A 17758-nucleotide genomic window follows, 5' to 3' on the forward strand; every position below is an offset into this window, starting at 1 on the left:
TCGCTCAACGGATAAAAGGTACTCCGGGGATAACAGGCTGATACCGCCCAAGAGTTCATATCGACGGCGGTGTTTGGCACCTCGATGTCGGCTCATCACATCCTGGGGCTGAAGCCGGTCCCAAGGGTATGGCTGTTCGCCATTTAAAGTGGTACGCGAGCTGGGTTTAGAACGTCGTGAGACAGTTCGGTCCCTATCTGCCGTGGACGTTTGAGATTTGAGAGGGGCTGCTCCTAGTACGAGAGGACCGGAGTGGACGAACCTCTGGTGTTCCGGTTGTCACGCCAGTGGCATTGCCGGGTAGCTATGTTCGGAATAGATAACCGCTGAAAGCATCTAAGCGGGAAACTAGCCTCAAGATGAGATCTCACTGGGACCTTGAGTCCCCTGAAGGGCCGTCGAAGACTACGACGTTGATAGGTTGGGTGTGTAAGCGCTGTGAGGCGTTGAGCTAACCAATACTAATTGCCCGTGAGGCTTGACCATATAACACCCAAGCAATTTGCTGACCTGAAAAGGCACCAGATTGCGGTGTGTGAAGACGAAACGAACCGAAAGTTCGAGAACAAACACACAAACTATCGCATACCCATTCGCTGGAGCGTGAACCTGTAAAGGCCCACGACCTGGCTACCGAATTTCTTGACGACCATAGAGCATTGGAACCACCTGATCCCATCCCGAACTCAGCAGTGAAACGATGCATCGCCGATGGTAGTGTGGGGTTTCCCCATGTGAGAGTAGGTCATCGTCAAGATTAAATTCCGAAACCCCTATCTGCGTATGCAGGTAGGGGTTTTGTTTTAGTAGAAGTCACCAATTTTGCTGGCACGTTACCGCGTAACGGGCTGGTCACAGAATTTCTTGACGACCATAGAGCATTGGAACCACCTGATCCCATCCCGAACTCAGCAGTGAAACGATGCATCGCCGATGGTAGTGTGGGGTTTCCCCATGTGAGAGTAGGTCATCGTCAAGATTGAATTCCGAAACCCCTGTCTGTTAACGCAGACAGGGGTTTTGTCGTTTCAGGCTTGCTGAAAGCCCGATAGGCCGTCTCAACGAAACCAAAAAGCCAGCCCTTGTTCTCGATCACGTCTATTGGCGTGCTCAAGGTGCTGATCATCGACTTCGAGTACTCGATGTATGAACGCGACAGCCCGGACGCCACAAATGATAATTAGTCGCATTTTTATCAAGGGCTGGGAAGTTTGCAACTGCCGCTCGAACAACCGTCATCACGAAAATGCTACTGAGGCGCTCTAGCACGCCGTTCGGCGGGTATATGACGGAAATGCCGGTCATTTCGTACATACCCCTAAGATTTAACCCGTTTGTGCCGACAGACTGATGAGACATGCGTGCACCAAAGTAGAGCGGCCATAGAAGCCACTTGAGCTGCACATGGAATGTTGCAACCCGGACCGCATCCCCACTTTCTGCATAAGAAGTCCCATGAAATGAATCTCAAGTTCAGCCATAAAATCCTGCTGGCCGCCTCCGGCGTCGTGGTACTGGCCTTTGCGTTGTTCACTTTGTACAACGACTATCTGCAGCGAAATACCATTCGGCAAAACCTCGAGTCCTCTGTTCAACAGGCCGGCGACCTGACCGCCAGCAGCGTGCAGAACTGGATGAGCGGCCGCGTGCTGGTGCTGGAAAATCTCGCACAGAACGTCGCTCATCAAGGCGCCAATGCCGATCTGCCGGGTCTGGTTGATCAGCCGGCCTTCACCTCGAACTTTCAGTTCACATACGTCGGCCAGACCAATGGCGTGTTCACCCAGCGCCCGGACGCGAAGATGCCGGACGGCTACGATCCGCGTCAGCGGCCGTGGTACAAGCAAGCCGTTGTCGCTGACAAAACCATGCTGACTCCGCCTTACATGGCCGCCGTCGGTGGCCTGGTCGTGACCATCGCCATGCCGGTAAAAAAGAACGGCGAACTGCTCGGCGTGGTCGGCGGTGACCTGAGCCTGGAAACCCTGGTGAAGATCATCAACTCGGTGGACTTCGGCGGCGTTGGCCATGCGTTTCTGGTCAGTGCCGACGGGCAGGTGATCGTCAGCCCGGACAAAGACCAGGTCATGAAAAACCTGAAGGACATCTACCCTAATACAAGCCTGCGCATCGAGAAGGGTAATCAGCAAGTCACCCTGAACAACCAGGAACGCATCCTCTCGTTCACCCCGGTCAACGGTTTACCGAATGCGGCGTGGTACATCGGTCTGTCGATCGATAAGGACAAGGCCTACGCACCATTGAGCCAATTCCGAACCTCGGCATTGATCGCGATGTTCATCGCCGTGGCTGTGATCGCAGTGCTGCTGAGCCTGCTGATCAACGTGCTGATGCGTCCGCTGACTACCATGGGCCGCGCGATGCAGGACATCGCCCAAGGCGAAGGCGACCTGACCCGTCGTCTGTCCGTGGAAAGCAAAGATGAATTCGGCGAACTGGGGAGTTCTTTCAACCAGTTCGTGGAGCGGATTCACGCGTCGATTTCCGAAGTGTCGTCGGCCACTCGCCAGGTCCATGATCTGTCGCAACGGGTCATGGCCTCGTCCAACGCCTCGATCGTTGGCTCTGACGAGCAAAGTGCTCGCACCAACAGCGTGGCGGCGGCGATCAACCAATTGGGTGCCGCCACCCAGGAAATCGCTCGCAACGCTGCTGATGCCTCGCAGCACGCCAGCGGCGCGAGCGAGCAGGCGGATGACGGTCGTCTTGTGGTGGAAAAAACCATTCTGGCCATGACCGAGCTGTCGCAGAAAATCAGCCTGTCCTGCACGCAGATCGAAACCCTCAACGCGAGCACCGACAACATCGGGCACATTCTCGATGTGATCAAAGGCATCTCCCAGCAGACCAACTTGCTCGCCCTCAACGCGGCCATTGAAGCGGCTCGCGCTGGTGAAGCCGGGCGTGGTTTTGCGGTGGTGGCGGACGAGGTGCGCAACCTGGCCCATCGCACGCAAGAGTCGGCCGAGGAGATTCACAAGATGATCACGTCGCTGCAGATCGGCTCGCGCGAAGCGGTGACCACCATGAACGCCAGCCAGGTCTCCAGCGAAGAGAGCGTCGAAGTGGCGAACCAGGCGGGCTTGCGCCTGGTCAGCGTGACGAAGCGTATTGGCGAAATTGACGGTATGAACCAATCGGTGGCCGCCGCGACGGAAGAGCAGACGGCGGTGGTGGAGACCCTCAACGTTGACGTCAACCAGATCAATTTGCTGAACCAGCAGAGCGTGGCCAACCTCAATGAAACGTTGAAGGATTGCGATGCGTTGTCGTTGCAGGCGAACCGATTGAAGCAGTTGGTTGATAGCTTCAGGATCTGACCGCGTTATCGTTCAATCGCGGGCAAGCCCGCTCCCACAGGATTTTTGGCGCACACAAAATGTGTGTCCAGCCGCGATACTGTGAGAGCGGGCTTGCCCGCGATTGCGATGGCTCAATTACCACCAAGCTGAAGCTTTAAACAAACAGTTTCAACACATTACTCATCGCATTATCAGCAAATCCCTGCACAAAATCCTTGAACCCCGGCAGTGCCTCATCGCCACCCTCAGCCGGTTCAGCAATGATGGTCCAGGTCGCCCGGGACTTGCCTTCACCGAGCGCTTCAACCGTCATCGCCGCCCACAAATTAGCCACGCCCAGCGTGTTGTAAATCGTGGTCCAGGTCATGCTCTGAGCCTGGTCATCCCGCGAGTTGAGTTGCTCGACCACCAGGTTGCCATCCTTAAAGAATTTCTTGCGCAGGGACGATACGCCTTCGCCGGTCATCTCGATGTGCGACAACGCCGGGATGAAGCGATCGAAGCCGGCAAAATTGCCGACCACTGCCCAGACTTTCAGGGCCTCTGCCGGCACATCCACCGACGACACGACGTGGCAGCCTTGAGGGTTTTTGATCAGGGTATCGGGTTGCAGGGTCTTCATGGTTTTGCTCCGGTTGGGTGAATCAGATGAAGTTGATTTCCTTGAGGTAGTCGCAGCCGCGGCGCAGCAGTGCCGGGGACTTTTCCGGGTAGTGCGCACCCATCTGCCGCACACCGGCCTGGGCGTTGTCGTGGCCGATCATCGAGATGTCGCCGATGTCTTCCTCGAAGCCGTTGAGGTAGAAACCGAGTACACCGAACAGCGCGTTGTCGCTGTCGACCCGGCCCAGTTGCTGCTGCCAGTCGGCCACGCTGACCATGGAAAATTCCCGCCCGGCTTCACGGAAGGAAGCGACGTAATCGTCCCAACTCAAGGGTTCGGGGTTGTGCAGGTTGAACACCGCTTTTTCCGCTGAATAACGACTGGCGTGGAACGCGATGAAACGGGCGAGAAAATCCACCGGCATCAGGTCGAAATTCAACGCGAACTCCGGCACCTGACCAAGCTGGATCGAGCCTTTGAGCATCAGCATCAATCGATTTTTGTGTGGCTGGCAGACACCCGTGAGGCTGTTGAAACTGATGTTGCCGGGGCGATACACATTGACCCGGACCCCACGCTCCCGCGCTCGTTCGAGGATGCGCTCACCGACCCACTTCGACAGGTTGTAGCCGTTCTTGATGTAGATCGGCGGGGTCTGCGCGGCGGGCAGTTCAAGCACCCGACCGTCATCGGAAATCGTGCTCGACGCAGACAATGTCGACACGAAATTGAAGATCTTTTTGCTGCGCCCTTCGCACAAGCGCAGGCACTCGAAAATCGGTTCGACGTTGTCCCGCGCCAGCGACTCGTAATCGAGCACGTGATTGACGTTGGCGGCGTTGTGCACAAGTGCGCCGAACTCGCGATCCAGGTGCTCGTAAACCTCCACGGCGAGCCCGAGTGAGGGCCGTGTGATGTCCGCCGCGTAGACCCGCACCCGGTTCAGATCCAGATGCTCCAGACGGTTCTCGCGCAGTGCATGAGCAAAGCGCTCGGCCGCCGATTGCCCGTCACCATCGCGTACCAGACAAGCCACTTCGCTGGCCCCCCAGGCCAGCAACGCCTCGACGATGTGCACGCCGACAAAACTGTTGGCGCCGGTGACGATCACCTTGTGCACATCGCCCATGCGGCTGACCGGTAACGGCTGTACATCCAGCTCGCGGAACGCATCCGCTATGGCCTGCTCGCTCAGCACTTCTTCGGTGCCGGAGCCGCGCACCAACGTCGCGAGTTTCGTCACGGTGGGCAGTTCGATGAAGCGGTTGATCGAAATGCTGCGCCCGAACTCTTCACGCAGTCGCAATAGCATGCGCGACAACAGGATCGAGTGACCGCCCAGATTGAAGAAGCTTTCGTCAGTGGAAATATCGCTGGCCGGCAGCTCCAGCAGCTCGGCCCAGATCTCCAGCAGCAACGCTTCATCGGCGTTGGCGGGCAAACGGCGCGACGGGTTTTCCGTCATGCTGACGGGCAGTTCCAACAGCGCTTTGCGGTCAACCTTGCCGTTGCTGGCGAACGGCATGCTCGTCAATTCGGTCCAGGCGGTGGGCTGCATGTAGTCCGGCAGAAACCGGGTAGCGTGTGCCTTCAGCGCTTCTCGCGCGGCACCGGTTTGATTTTCCTGAGGCTGGGCGAGGAAGGCGAGGATCCGCCGCTGGCTGTCGATCACCACCGCCACCTGGCGGTACAGCTGACTGTCACGCAGGCAGCGTTCGATCTCTTCCGGCTCGACCCTAAAGCCGCGAATCTTGACCTGATTGTCCCGGCGTCCGCACAGCTCGATGCCTGCACCGGTCCACTTCGCCATGTCGCCGGTGCGATAGGCGCGCAGGCTCTCACCGTTCGGCAAGCTCAGGTTCAGGTAACGTTCGGCGGTCTGTTGCGGGTTGTTCAGGTATCCCAGGCAAACGCCCGGTCCGATGATGTACAACTCGCCGACGGTCTGTTCGGGCACCGGTTGAAAATCCTCGTCGAGAATCAGCACCTGACTGTTGGCGATCGGCGCGCCGAGTGTGCGATTGCTGTCATCGACGCGCAGTTGCCGCGCGGTGATCAGCACCGTGGCTTCGGTTGGGCCATAGAGGTTGTAGAGATTGCCCTGGCGGGTGAGTTGCTCGATGACACAGGGTTCGCAGACATCGCCACCAGTCATCACGTGGTTCAGCACCTGCAATTGATCCAGCGGCAGAATGCTCAGCAAGGCCGGTGGCAAAAACGCATGGCTCAACTGTTGGTGGCGGATCAGTTCGACCAGTTGCAGCGGGTCACGGCGTTGATCGTCGTTGGGTACGATCAGCTCGGCGCCTTGGAGCAACGTCGGGAAAATATCGATCAGCGACGAGTCGAAGCTCAGTGACGAAAACTGCAATACGCGGCTCTGTTCAGTCAGTTGCACATAGTCGGCATACCACGCGGTGAAGTGGGCCAGGTTGGCCTGGCTGAGCAACACGCCCTTGGGATGACCGGTAGTGCCCGAGGTGTAGAGCGCCATGCACGGCGCGTCGAGGTCCGGGCGCTGGCGCATCAACGGTTGATCGACATCCACGTGCTCGATGTCGATTGCGCTGATGTCCAGGCTGGGCATCTCGGAGGCGAGCGGGTGCTGTCCGTCGTGCAGCAACAGCACGGCGCCAGCATTCGACAAAATGTACTGCTGGCGCTGCATCGGGTGGCTCGGTTCCAGCGGCAGGTACACCGCGCCGCTGCCGAGAATCGCCAGAATCCCCGCATACAACGCGCTGCATTTCGGCAGGCAGATGCCCACCACCAACGGCTTGTCGTGCTGTTCGAGCAATGGTTGCAATCGCTGCGCGATGGCACGGCTGTGAGCATGCAGTTGGCGATAGCTGAGGGACGTGCCGGCAATGCTCAGCGCTGGCCGTTCGGCGGAATCGATGAAGCGCTGCTCAAGGCGCTCGATCATCGGCACCTGAGCGCGTTGCAGCACACCGGGGTTAGCGGTTGCGTTGAGGCGGTGGACGAAGGCCAGGTGTTCTAAAAAAAGCAGACTTTCCACCTGCTCGAACTGAACGGGCGTCACCGGTTCGACGAGCAGAAAATAGTCGGCATCCCGGGAGAAACGGCTGACCAGCAATGCGACATGGTCCACCAGTTGCGCCACCGCTCGCAGACGCAACGCCTGGCCATTGCCCGAAGGTTCGTCGGCAATCGGCACGCGGGTGAGCAGCGTCGAACCGTACAGGCACAGCAGGTCCAGCGGCGGTAAACCTGAATCCCCACGAACTCCGACACCCAGGCGCAACGTCAGTCGAGGTACATCGCCCAACGGCTGGAACGACAGGCTGGCATCGTCGATCAGTAAGTCAGCGTTGTCCGACGGCGGCGGGTCGAGGGCCGTCAGCCGCGTCAGTGAATGACCGTGTTGTTCAAGCTCCAGCGCCAGGTCGGTCAGGGCCTGGCTGTGGCCAATGAGCAGAATGTCGAGACGTCTCATGATGTGCTCCTCGTTAAACCAGGTAGTCGCTCAGGGCTTCTTGAACACACGGCGAATCGAGCAGCGAACTGCTGTGGAAAAACCGCACGATGTTGGCGACCAGCGGGTGATGGCGGTTGATCGGGAAGGCCAGCCCCGACACTTCGCTCTTGAGTGCGCGGCGCGTGGCATCGCTGATTTGCAAGGACTCGATCAGGCGCAAGTCGAATGATTTCTGGATGTCGTTGGTCAGGTAATGGCCGATGAACACCGGCAGAAGCTGAGCGATGCACTGACGGTCGTCTTCGCTTGCGGTGTGCCAGTAAATGCGCACCAACCGCGCCCAGAATCCGGAATGACGGCCCTCGTCGAGCAAATGATCGGCCATCAATCCCTTGATCGATTGCTTGACCGTGTTGTCCTTGGCGAATGCCGCCACGTCGCCGGTCACGGTGTTCTCCGCGATGGCTACGCAGATCAATTCCACGGCGCTGCGCAAATGCTCCGGTGCCAGCGCAACAGCCGCCGGAATCGCTCGGCTCAGCTCGATTTCATCCGGCAGCCCGATCGGTGTGATCCCGGTCATGGCGACGGTTTGCTGCATGAAATCCATCGCCACCAGCGCGTGGTAATCCTCGTCCACCACGACGGTCATGGCGTCGTAACGACAGGCGAACGGGAAGGTCACGGCGAAGCGGTTCTTGGCGATGCTGCGCGCGGTTTTGTCGACGATCTCGGTTTCGAAAATCACCACGTCGTTGATGAATTTGTAGAGCGTCTGCACCAGGGCGAAATCCCGTTGTTCGGGGCATTCGCGCAGAAAGGTTTCGCTCAACACCAGCGGTTGACGACTCAGCGGGTAGATCAGCTTTTCGTCGTTCTCCAGCACGCGGCGCGGGCGGGTGCGGATGGTCGCGCGGCTTTCCCAGGCGTCGGCGAAGGATTGGTAGTCGGCGGCGTTCATGCGTTCACCTCCGCCACCGGTTCGCTCATGCTCAGGCGCAGGCCGTCCCACAGGGCGATGCGACTTTCAACGGCCGCCAGAGCGCTGGCGTAGACGTCTTCTTCCCGTTGCGGATCGCCGTTGACCAGCCGCGCGAGGAGTTTTTCCGCCGCCGGGCCGTGGTCCTCGGAATCGACTTCAATGTGCCGCTCCAGGTAGTAACGGAAGGTCGGCGCCTGTTCAAAACCGATACCCCAATCGTCGAGAATGCGCTGGAACATTTGCGGAATAACGCTCTCGCGCCCGTGCAGAAACGCCGCCGCCACGCTGTGGCCGGGCGCATGCAGCGCGGTGTGCAAGGTGTGGCGCACGAATTGTGCAGCGGCCGGGTCGATGTCCACGCTTTGCAGCGCCACGTCGTAACTCACGCCCTCTTGTTGCAGCGCCACGAAGCGTTCGATGGCGACGGTGCTGGCGCCCACTTCACGCATCGCATCCAGGTACAACTCGAAGTGGCTGTAATGACCGTGGGCCGGACGATCATCGGACTCTTCGCCCAGCACAATTTCGTTGATCAGTCGGGCAGCCTGCGGATCTCTTGGCGGCAGCCAGGGCAACTGGATGCAGGTCAGTTCCTGTTGCAGGCGCTTGGTCAGCGACATGAAATCCCACACCGCAAAAACATGGGATTCCATGAAGCGTTGGAGTACCGAAAGCGAATGTATTTCAGAAAAAATCGGATGCGCACTCAGTTCTGCTTTCTTCTGATTAAGACGGTCTTTAGTCGATTTCATGGCGAGCCTATAAGTGATCCGGAATGAAGTGTGAACAGTAATTGACGGCGTTTTTAATGTTCTGATGGCGAGCATGTACCTCAAATGAATTGATCGTTATTAGTTGCAGACAAGTAGTGTGGCTTTGGTGCTGCGGCCAGTGTCCAGTGGTCGCGAAGAAACGCTAATACACGAACAAAGTTCCGGGCAAGTTATTTTTATACTATTTGCAAGTTTAACTTTTTCTGGCGCGACAAGTTCCAATAAGACTTTTGATTAAAGTTTTATTTGGGCGTAGTTGCTCCTTCCGGCTTATGTAAGTCGAAATTGAAGTAAAGAGTGAATGCCTCACTCGAAGCAACTTTCCAAGGGTGATCGTTAGTGTGATTTGAGGGGTGGAAGTTGGCCGGGATGCCGATGCTTCCTTTCCCGTTGCAAGACTCCTTCCGTAGGTTCTTGATGCGGGGACTGCACCGCTGATGCGATGCGTCACCCGTTTATTACTGGTTGGCACGCCAAGAGTGAGCGTAAATCAAGGCAGCCGCTATCGCCGACGCGTCATACGGTCGATGCAATTGTCTGGCTTGGGGTAACGGACACGCAGGTGCGGCCAGCGCAGGCGAGCAGGTTGATCTGCTCGCTCCGATAGCCGGTATGATTTATTTCGAGGTTTTTCTGCTTTGTGCTTCGGGGCTGTTGAGGTAGTTCGTGATGACCTCGACGCCCCGGTTGAGGTGTTGTTCGAGCAGCTTCACCGCGCGTTCGACGTCGCGGTCTTCCACTGCGCGCAACAGCGCACGGTGATCTTCCTGGGACAGTTTGCCCAGGCCCATGGCTTCCAGGTTGAAGCGCAGGAAGCGTTCCTCTTCGTTCAACCCGTCTTCGACCAGTTTCAAGAGCCGGCGATTAGGCGCCTTGCTGTACATCGCCATGTGAAACAGACGGTTGAGCCGGCCAATTTCGGTGTAGTCGTGCTCCGTTTCCAGTTCATCGATGTAGCGGGCCGCCTGTTCAAAGTCTTCATGGGTGAGCAACGGGATCGACAGGCGCAGGGCTTCGGACTCCAGCAGGATCCGCAGCGCATAGGTTTCGACGGCGTCGCCCTGAACCAATGGCGCAACCACCGCACCTTTATGGGCGATCACATTAAGCAGCGCTTGCGCTTCGAGCTGGCGCAAGGCTTCACGGACCGGCATGCGACTGACCCCGAACAGGTCGGCCAGGTCTTGCTGACGAAGGGCTGTGCCGCAAGGAATACGGCCGTCGAGGATGGCGGCGCGCAGGGTTTCTTCGATGACCGAGCGTGCCAGATGAGCGGGAATCGGACCGTTGACCTTGATGCTGCTGAGAGGGTTGGGCTTCTGTGGCACTACTACACACCCTGAATGACTGAAAGAATTTGGATCCAAGAGGACACTAGTGACTGCCTGACAGGTTGTCAAACACACAGACTAAACAGCTCACACCCCAAGTTTAGCCCGCTCCGGTGATCTCACCGTGCCATTGTCTTTTAACCGGCTAACCTTCACCATCAATCGATTCCACCTGCCTACCTGGATGCCTCCCATTGGCGGTACGTTTCGCGATCCCCTGGACGTTGCGCTGGCTATGCTGCGCGTTGCTGCTGGCCGGCGTCATGCCGGGCGGTCTGCATGCCGACTGGGATTTTTCCCTGGTCAGCCGCCGGGCGCAGGCATTGTACGGGCCATTGGGCGCAGGGCAGCAACGCATTGATGCCTGGCAGCATTTGCTGGCCACGCAGAAGCAGATCAGCGAGCTGGAGCAGCTCAACGTGGTCAACCTGTTCTTCAATAAACAGATGCGCTACGAAGAGGACATCGACCTGTGGCACGAGGTCGACTATTGGGAAACCCCGATCGAAGCCTTGTGGAAGGGTGCCGGTGACTGCGAAGACTACGCCATCGCCAAGTATTTCAGCCTGCGCCGCCTTGGCGTGTCCAGCGACAAGCTCCGCATTACCTACGTCAAGGCCGTGAGCCTGAATCGCGCGCACATGGTGCTGACTTACTACGCCAGCCCCGACGCCATGCCGCTGGTGCTCGACAGCCTGATCGATGCGATCAAGCCGGCCAGCCAACGAACCGATCTGCTGCCGGTCTACGCTTTCAATGCCGAAGGGCTGTGGTTGCCCGGTGCCAAGGGCAATAAAAAAGTAGGTGACACCAAACGCTTGTCCCGTTGGCAGGATGTGTTGAAGAAAATGCAGGCGGAAGGTTTTCCGGTCGAGACGATTAACTAGGAGCACGCGCTCAGATGTCTTTGTTCAAACAGCTGTTGATCGCAATCTGTCTGTTCCTGGTAGTCGCCTTCACTGGCAGCTTCATGGTCAGCCTGGAGAGCTCGCGCACCCAGTACGTCAACCAGTTGCGTTCCCACGCACAGGACGCCGCGACGGCGCTGGCGCTGGCGCTGTCGTTGACGCCGAACATCGACGACCCGGCGATGGTCGAGCTGCTGGTCAGCTCGATTTTCGACAGCGGTTATTACGCGAGCATCCGTGTTGTCGATTTGTCCAACGACAAAACCCTGGTCGAGCGCAGCGGGATTCCGGCGGTGACCAACGTGCCGGACTGGTTCGTCAAGCTGATCGGTCTGGAGCCCGCGGGCGGCGATGCGATTGTCAGCCGTGGCTGGGAGCAGGCGGCGCGGGTCGAAGTGGTCAGCCACCCGATGTTCGCGTTGGCCAAACTCTGGCAGAGCGCCTTGGGCAGCCTCGGCTGGCTGCTGCTGTGCGGCGCGGTGAGTGCGGTGCTGGGTGCGTTGCTGTTGCGCCGGCAACTGAAGCCGCTGGATTACATGGTCCAGCAATCCCACGCCATCGCCCGCCGGGAATTCCTCAGCCTGCCCAATCTGCCGCGTACGCCTGAATTGCGTCGCGTGGTGCAGGCCATGAACCAGATGGTCGAGAAGCTCAAGGCGTTGTTTCAGGAACAGGCCGAGCGCAGTGAAAAATTGCGCGAGGAGTCCTATCAGGACACGTTGACCGGGTTGGCTAACCGGCGCTATTTCGAAATGCAATTGAATGCCCAGGTGAGCAATCCGGAAAAGGCCAGTTCAGGCTATTTGTTGTTGCTGCGGGTCAGGGACCTCGCTGGGTTGAATCAGCGTCTCGGTGGCCAACACACGGATGATTTACTGATCGCGGTCAGCGAGCAGCTGTCCCGTGAGTGCGCCAGGTATCCGGAGACACTGAACCTCGTCACGCGGATTCGCGGTGGCGAATTCGCCGTGCTGGCGCCGGGGCTGTTGCACGCCGAAGCGTTGCAACTGGCGCAAAACCTCGACAATGCCCTGGCGAGCCTGCACGCGACCGGCGCCACCGATGTGGCCGCTGTGGCGTACATCGGGCTGGCGCCGTTTATGTATGGCGACTCACCGCAAGCAGTGCTCGGACTGGCGGATCAGGCGTTGGCACAGGCTGAAGGCCAGGGTGATTCGAGGTGGGTCTGCCTGGATCACACGGCTGCGGCGAGCCTTGGCGATGCTCATCATGCCTGGCACCGCTTGCTCGATGAGGCGCTGAATCAGCGGCGGTTCGAACTGTATTTCCAGCCGGTGGTGGCGAGCCAGGACACGACACTGGTGCTGCATTACAAAGTGCTTTCGCGCCTGATTGACGAGCAGGGCCAGGCGATTCCTGCCGGTCGGTTCCTGCCGTGGCTCGAGCGTTTCGGCTGGGCTGCGCGGCTGGATCGCCTGATGCTGGAGCGAGTGCTCGAACAAATGGTTGACCACGAAGCGTCGCTGGCGCTGAACCTGTCTTCGGCGACGCTGAACAATCCGCAGGCGCTGGGCAAAGTCCTGGATATGTTGCGCGCGCACTCCAGTCTGGGTCCGCGGCTGACCCTGGAGATCGGCGAGGAGCAACTGCCGGAGCAAGCGAAGCTGGAAGACCTGACGCGACGCCTGCGAGAAATCGGCTTCTCGTTGAGCCTGCAACATTTTGGTGGCCGTTTCAGCATGATCGGCAACCTGGCCCGGCTAGGGTTGGCGTATCTGAAGATCGACGGTGTTTACATCCGCGCGATTGATCAGGAGAGCGACAAGCGTCTGTTTATCGAGGCGATTCAGCGGGCGGCGCACAGCATTGATCTGCCGTTGATTGCCGAACGGGTGGAGACCGAAGGGGAGTTGTCGGTGATTCGCGAGATGGGGGTTTATGGCGTGCAGGGGCGGTTGTTTGGGGAGCCCAAGCCTTGGGATTAAGGTCCTGAAGTTGCTTTGCCTGAACTGACGCTAACGCGGGCAAGCCTGTGCGATAGCGTCAGTTCAGGCAATGAAGACAGCGAGGGCTAGATCAACCCCGAATCATCCTCATCCACTAGATTACTCAACCCACCCAACTCCTCCCGGGCCTGGGAACGGCCCATGAGCTTGGCCTGTGCAGCGGCCGGCAGGTCGGTGATGCGCATTACGCCCTTATCAGTCAGCACCTGGATCAGGTCGTCCAGTACCCGGATCATGTCCAGGTCGCTCTGCCTCAACTGCTTGAGTTGTTTGATTTGCTGCAGTTGCTTGTGATTGATCGCCACGACTTCGCGGGCGAACCAGGCCTGAAGATCCGGGTGATCGGCGGGCAGGCTTTCGGTGGACTCGGCATAGGCCTCGGCTTCCACGCGCATCAGTTGGCCATCTGCATTGCGTTGCACGTAGAGCATTGAGCGTCCCTCAAGCGTTGAGCGGCTTCATCCTGTCAGCAGCATAGGCGAAATCAGCCATATGGTTATTCGCTAATGGTATTTAAATTCGCGTTCTTATACCTATAAAGTCAGTCCCCTGCGTACCTGCCGACCAATCGGCGCGCCGCACGACACAAACCAACACGGGATCTCCGTGAGTTTCTGATCGAGGCGCGCGCCCTTGAGCGCGCCGTGCGTGGGAGTGATTTATGTCTGTCGTCTCTGCAACTCAAAGCATCGCGCCGCAAATTTTCGACATTCGTCCGTTCAGTGGCGCCGTCGGTGCCGAAATCATCGGCCTCGACTTGTCTCGCCCGGTCAATGATCAGGACTTCGCCCGCATCCACCGCGCGCACCTTGATCATCATGTCGTGGTGTTCCGCGATCAACGCATTACCCCCGAACAGCAAATCGACTTCAGCCGCCGCTTCGGCGTGTTGCAGATCCATGTGCTCAAGCAGTTCCTGCTGGCCGGGCACCCGGAAATCCTCATCGTTTCCAACATCATCGAGAACGGCCAATCCATCGGTCTCGGCGACGCCGGCAAGTTCTGGCACTCCGACCTGTCCTATAAAGAACTGCCCAGCCTGGGCTCGATGCTGCACGCCCAGGAGTTGCCGTCCGAAGGCGGCGACACCTTGTTTTCGGACATGCATAAAGCCTGGGAAAACCTGCCCGACGCACTGCGCAAAGCGGTCGAAGGTCGCTCGGCGGCTCACTCGTACACCGCGCGCTACAGCGAAACCAAATTCGAAGGCAATTGGCGCCCGACGCTGACGCCGGAGCAGCTGGCTCAGGTCGCCGAAGTCGTCCACCCGATCGTACGCACGCATCCGGAAAACGGTCGCAAGGCGTTGTTCGTCAGCGAGGGTTTCACCACCCGCATCGTTGGTTTGCCGGACGACGAGAGCAAGCAACTGCTCGACGAGCTCTACGCCCACAGCGTACTGCCGCACAACATCTACCGCCATCAATGGCAGCCCCACGACCTGGTGTTCTGGGACAACCGCTCGCTGATTCACCTCGCGGCCGGATGCCCGAGTCATCTGCGCCGCAAGTTGTATCGCACCACCATTCAGGGCGACGCGCCTTTCTGATTTGTCGGAGATTGAATCATGTCCAAACGTCTTCCCTTTGCACCGCTGGCTGCGGCCATCGGCCTGGGTTTCAGCCTCATCGCCGGCAGCCTGGTGGCGCCGACCGTGGCCCACGCTGAAGGTGAAATCCGCATTGCCGAGCAGTTCGGCATCGTTTATCTATTGCTCAACGTGGTGCGCGATCAGAACCTGATCGAAAAATACGGCAAGCAGGAAGGCATCGACATCAAGGTCGACTGGACTCAGCTGTCTGGCGGCGCGGCGGTTAACGATGCGTTGCTTTCCGGCTCCATCGACATTGCCGGCGCGGGCGTCGGTCCGCTGCTGACCATCTGGGATCGCACCCACGGCAAGCAGAACGTCAAGGCCGTGGCTTCCCTCGGCAACTTCCCGTACTACCTGGTAAGCAACAATCCCAAGGTCAAAACCATCGCCGACTTCACTGAGCAGGATCGCATCGCGGTGCCGGCGGTGGGCGTGTCGGTGCAGTCGCGCTTCCTGCAATACGCGGCCGCCAAGCAGTGGGGCGACAAGGAATTCAATCGCCTCGACAAGTACACCATCGCTGTTCCGCACCCCGATGCCACGGCGGCGCTGATTGCCGGCGGCACCGAGCTGACCGGGCACTTTTCCAACCCGCCGTTCCAGGATCAGGCGCTGGCCAACCCGAACGTGCATGTGGTGCTGAACACTTATGACCTGCTCGGCCCGAACTCGCCGACAGTGCTGTTCGCCACCGAGAAATTCCGCAACGAGAACCCGAAAACCTACAAGGCGTTCGTTGAGGCGCTGACCGAAGCCGCGCAGTTTGCCCAGAACGATAAAGGCGCCGCCGCCGATACGTACATCCGTGTGACCAAGGCGAAAATCGATCGGGCTGCGCTGCTGAAAATCATCGACAACCCGCAGTTCGAATTCAGCGTCACGCCGAAAAATACGTATCCACTGGCCGAGTTCCTGTACCGCGTCGGCGCGATTAAAAACAAACCGGATTCGTGGAAGGATTACTTCTTCCAGGACGCCAAACCGCTGCAAGGGAGCTGATCGTCATGAATGCCCCTTTGCAAGACCACACGGTCAGCAAACCGAACGCCACAGCCCAGGCGTTGCTGTCGGTCGACAACGTCAGCCTTGAATACCGCACGCCACAGCGTGTGGTTCGAGCGACCCATCAAGTCAATTTTGACATTGATCCGGCGGACCGCTTTGTGCTGCTCGGGCCGTCCGGTTGCGGCAAGTCGACCTTGCTCAAGGCGGTTGCCGGGTTCATCCAGCCCGTTGAAGGCGAGATTCGTCTGCAAGGGCAAACGGTCAACGCGCCGGGGCCGGACCGGATCGTGGTGTTCCAGGAGTTCGATCAACTGCCGCCGTGGAAAACCGTCAAACAGAACGTGATGTTTCCACTGTTGGCGTCAAAAACCCTCAAGCGCAAAGAGGCCGAAGAACGGGCGCTGCATTATCTCGACAAGGTTGGGCTGGCCGCGTTCGCCGATGCGTATCCGCACACCTTGTCCGGCGGCATGAAGGCGCGCGTGGCGATTGCCCGGGCGTTGGCGATGCAGCCGAAAATCCTCCTGATGGACGAACCCTTCGCCGCGCTCGATGCGCTGACCCGCCGCAAGATGCAGGAAGAATTGCTGCTGCTCTGGGAAGAGGTGCGCTTCACCCTGCTGTTCGTCACGCACTCCATCGAAGAAGCACTGGTGGTGGGCAATCGCATCCTGTTGCTGTCGCCGCATCCCGGACGGGTCCGGGCGCAAGTCCACAGCCATCAATACGATTTGCACAGCCTCGGTGGCGTGGATTTTCAGGCGTCGGCGCGACGGATTCATCGGTTGTTGTTCGATGAAGGCCAGTCGCTGGAAACCGCGCGCGAGCTGGATTTTTCCGATATTCGCATCGCTTACTGAGCCATTGAGAGGAGTGCCCGATGAGCCAGTTATCATCTGTGCGTGAAGAATTTGAAACCGTTTTGCAGCCGCTGACCAGTGTACCGCTGGAGCGTGAGTTGCCCCTTGGCCAACGCCTGTGGCAACAAGGCTGGATTCGCAAAAGCCTGATCCTGGTTCTGCTGGCGGTGCTGTGGGAAGTGGTTGCGCGCATCCAGAACAATGACCTGCTGCTGCCGAGTTTTTTGCAAACCGCCAGTGCGTTGTATGACGGCCTGCTGAGCGGCGAATTGCTGGGCAAGGTGTGGATTTCGCTGGTGGTGTTGCTCAAGGGTTACCTGATCGGCATCGTCCTGGCGTTTGCCCTGACCACGCTGGCGGTGTCGACGCAGTTCGGGCGCGATTTGCTGAGCACGCTGACGTCGATGTTCAACCCGCTGCCGGCCATTGCGCTGTTGCCGCTGGCGCTGTTGTGGTTCGGGCTGGGGCAGAACAGCCTGATTTTCGTGCTGGTGCATTCGGTGCTGTGGGCGTTGGCGTTGAACACCTACGCCGGGTTTCTCGGCGTCTCGGAAACCCTGCGCATGGCCGGGCGCAATTACGGTTTGAAGGGCATGCGCTTCGTGCTGTTCATCCTGATACCGGCAGCGTTGCCGTCGATTCTCGCCGGGCTGAAAATCGGCTGGGCGTTCGCCTGGCGCACGCTGATCGCTGCTGAGCTGGTGTTTGGTGCGACCAGTGGCAAGGGTGGTTTGGGTTGGTACATCTTTCAGAATCGTAATGAGCTTTATACCGACAAGGTGTTTGCCGGGTTGGCGGTGGTGATCTTGATTGGGTTGCTGGTAGAGAATCTGGTGTTTGATTCGCTGGAGCGGGTGACGGTGAAGCGGTGGGGGATGCAGCGTTAGGTGCGTCGATCTCACCCATATTTTATTCACGGCTCATCAAGCATTGAACAGCATGACCAGGAAGAACTTCGTATCGAAGAAACCT

General features: G+C 58.7%; 13 protein-coding genes and 3 rRNA genes (1 of these 16 cut by a window edge). 10 read left to right on the forward strand and 6 right to left on the reverse strand.

The features are described 5' to 3' along the window. From B723_RS05815 to B723_RS05830, 4 genes are all read left to right on the forward strand, one after another. A 23S ribosomal RNA gene (locus tag B723_RS05815) occupies positions 1–486 on the forward strand (it extends 2406 nt beyond the left edge of the window). A 155-nt stretch (positions 487–641) separates the two neighbouring features. Beyond that, a 5S ribosomal RNA gene (gene rrf / locus B723_RS05820) occupies positions 642–757 on the forward strand. 106 nt (positions 758–863) lie between these two features. Continuing rightward, a 5S ribosomal RNA gene (rrf, locus tag B723_RS05825) occupies positions 864–979 on the forward strand. Between the two features lie 481 nt (positions 980–1460). Beyond that, a complete protein-coding gene (locus B723_RS05830; protein ID WP_017335811.1) occupies positions 1461–3341 on the forward strand; it encodes a methyl-accepting chemotaxis protein in 1881 nt (626 codons plus the stop codon). A gap of 136 nt (positions 3342–3477) precedes the next feature. Here the strand turns inward: B723_RS05830 and B723_RS05835 are convergent, their stop codons facing one another. From B723_RS05835 to B723_RS05855, 5 genes are all read right to left on the reverse strand, one after another. Further along, entirely contained in the window at positions 3478–3945 is a 468-nt protein-coding gene (locus tag B723_RS05835; protein ID WP_017335812.1) for an SRPBCC family protein, read from the reverse strand. A gap of 22 nt (positions 3946–3967) precedes the next feature. Continuing rightward, the gene (locus tag B723_RS05840; RefSeq protein ID WP_017335813.1) at positions 3968–7384 is read right to left on the reverse strand and encodes a non-ribosomal peptide synthetase; all 3417 of its coding nucleotides are present in this window, start codon (positions 7382–7384) and stop codon (positions 3968–3970) included. Positions 7385–7397: 13 nt separating this feature from the next. Then, on the reverse strand, positions 7398–8327 hold the full coding sequence (locus B723_RS05845; protein WP_017335814.1) for a diiron oxygenase: 930 nt from the start codon (positions 8325–8327) through the stop codon (positions 7398–7400). Further along, positions 8324–9100, reverse strand: coding sequence for a DUF3050 domain-containing protein (locus B723_RS05850; protein WP_017335815.1), 777 nt, complete (start codon positions 9098–9100; stop codon positions 8324–8326). Before B723_RS05850 ends, B723_RS05845 begins: the two co-directional genes overlap by 4 nt. 638 nt (positions 9101–9738) lie before the next feature. Beyond that, positions 9739–10449 (reverse strand): GntR family transcriptional regulator, encoded by a 711-nt coding sequence (locus tag B723_RS05855; RefSeq protein ID WP_017335816.1) that lies wholly within the window; start codon positions 10447–10449, stop codon positions 9739–9741. A gap of 197 nt (positions 10450–10646) precedes the next feature. On the opposite strand from B723_RS05855, the gene lapG reads away from it, so the two are divergent. Continuing rightward, a complete protein-coding gene (gene lapG / locus B723_RS05860) occupies positions 10647–11339 on the forward strand; it encodes a cysteine protease LapG (protein WP_017335817.1) in 693 nt (230 codons plus the stop codon). A gap of 14 nt (positions 11340–11353) precedes the next feature. Beyond that, positions 11354–13306 (forward strand): cyclic di-GMP receptor LapD, encoded by a 1953-nt coding sequence (gene lapD, locus B723_RS05865; RefSeq protein WP_017335818.1) that lies wholly within the window; start codon positions 11354–11356, stop codon positions 13304–13306. Between the two features lie 86 nt (positions 13307–13392). Here lapD and B723_RS05870 read toward each other — a convergent pair whose 3' ends face one another. Continuing rightward, on the reverse strand, positions 13393–13758 hold the full coding sequence (locus tag B723_RS05870; RefSeq protein WP_017335819.1) for a hypothetical protein: 366 nt from the start codon (positions 13756–13758) through the stop codon (positions 13393–13395). A gap of 230 nt (positions 13759–13988) precedes the next feature. Between B723_RS05870 and B723_RS05875 the strand changes: the two genes are divergently transcribed. Genes B723_RS05875 through B723_RS05890 form a run of 4 tightly spaced genes read left to right on the forward strand, consistent with a single transcriptional unit; the run spans position 13989 to position 17673 of the window. Next, on the forward strand, positions 13989–14876 hold the full coding sequence (locus B723_RS05875) for a TauD/TfdA dioxygenase family protein (protein ID WP_017335820.1): 888 nt from the start codon (positions 13989–13991) through the stop codon (positions 14874–14876). Between the two features lie 18 nt (positions 14877–14894). Then, the gene (locus B723_RS05880) at positions 14895–15920 is read left to right on the forward strand and encodes an ABC transporter substrate-binding protein (protein WP_017335821.1); all 1026 of its coding nucleotides are present in this window, start codon (positions 14895–14897) and stop codon (positions 15918–15920) included. A gap of 5 nt (positions 15921–15925) precedes the next feature. Beyond that, positions 15926–16786, forward strand: a complete 861-nt coding sequence (locus B723_RS05885) for an ABC transporter ATP-binding protein (RefSeq protein WP_017335822.1) — start codon at positions 15926–15928, stop codon at positions 16784–16786. A gap of 20 nt (positions 16787–16806) precedes the next feature. Then, entirely contained in the window at positions 16807–17673 is an 867-nt protein-coding gene (locus B723_RS05890; RefSeq protein ID WP_017335823.1) for an ABC transporter permease, read from the forward strand. The last annotated feature ends 85 nt before the right edge of the window (positions 17674–17758 follow it).

It is taken from the genome of Pseudomonas fluorescens NCIMB 11764, from assembly GCF_000293885.2.
In the GTDB taxonomy this organism is placed as follows: domain Bacteria; phylum Pseudomonadota; class Gammaproteobacteria; order Pseudomonadales; family Pseudomonadaceae; genus Aquipseudomonas; species Aquipseudomonas fluorescens_B.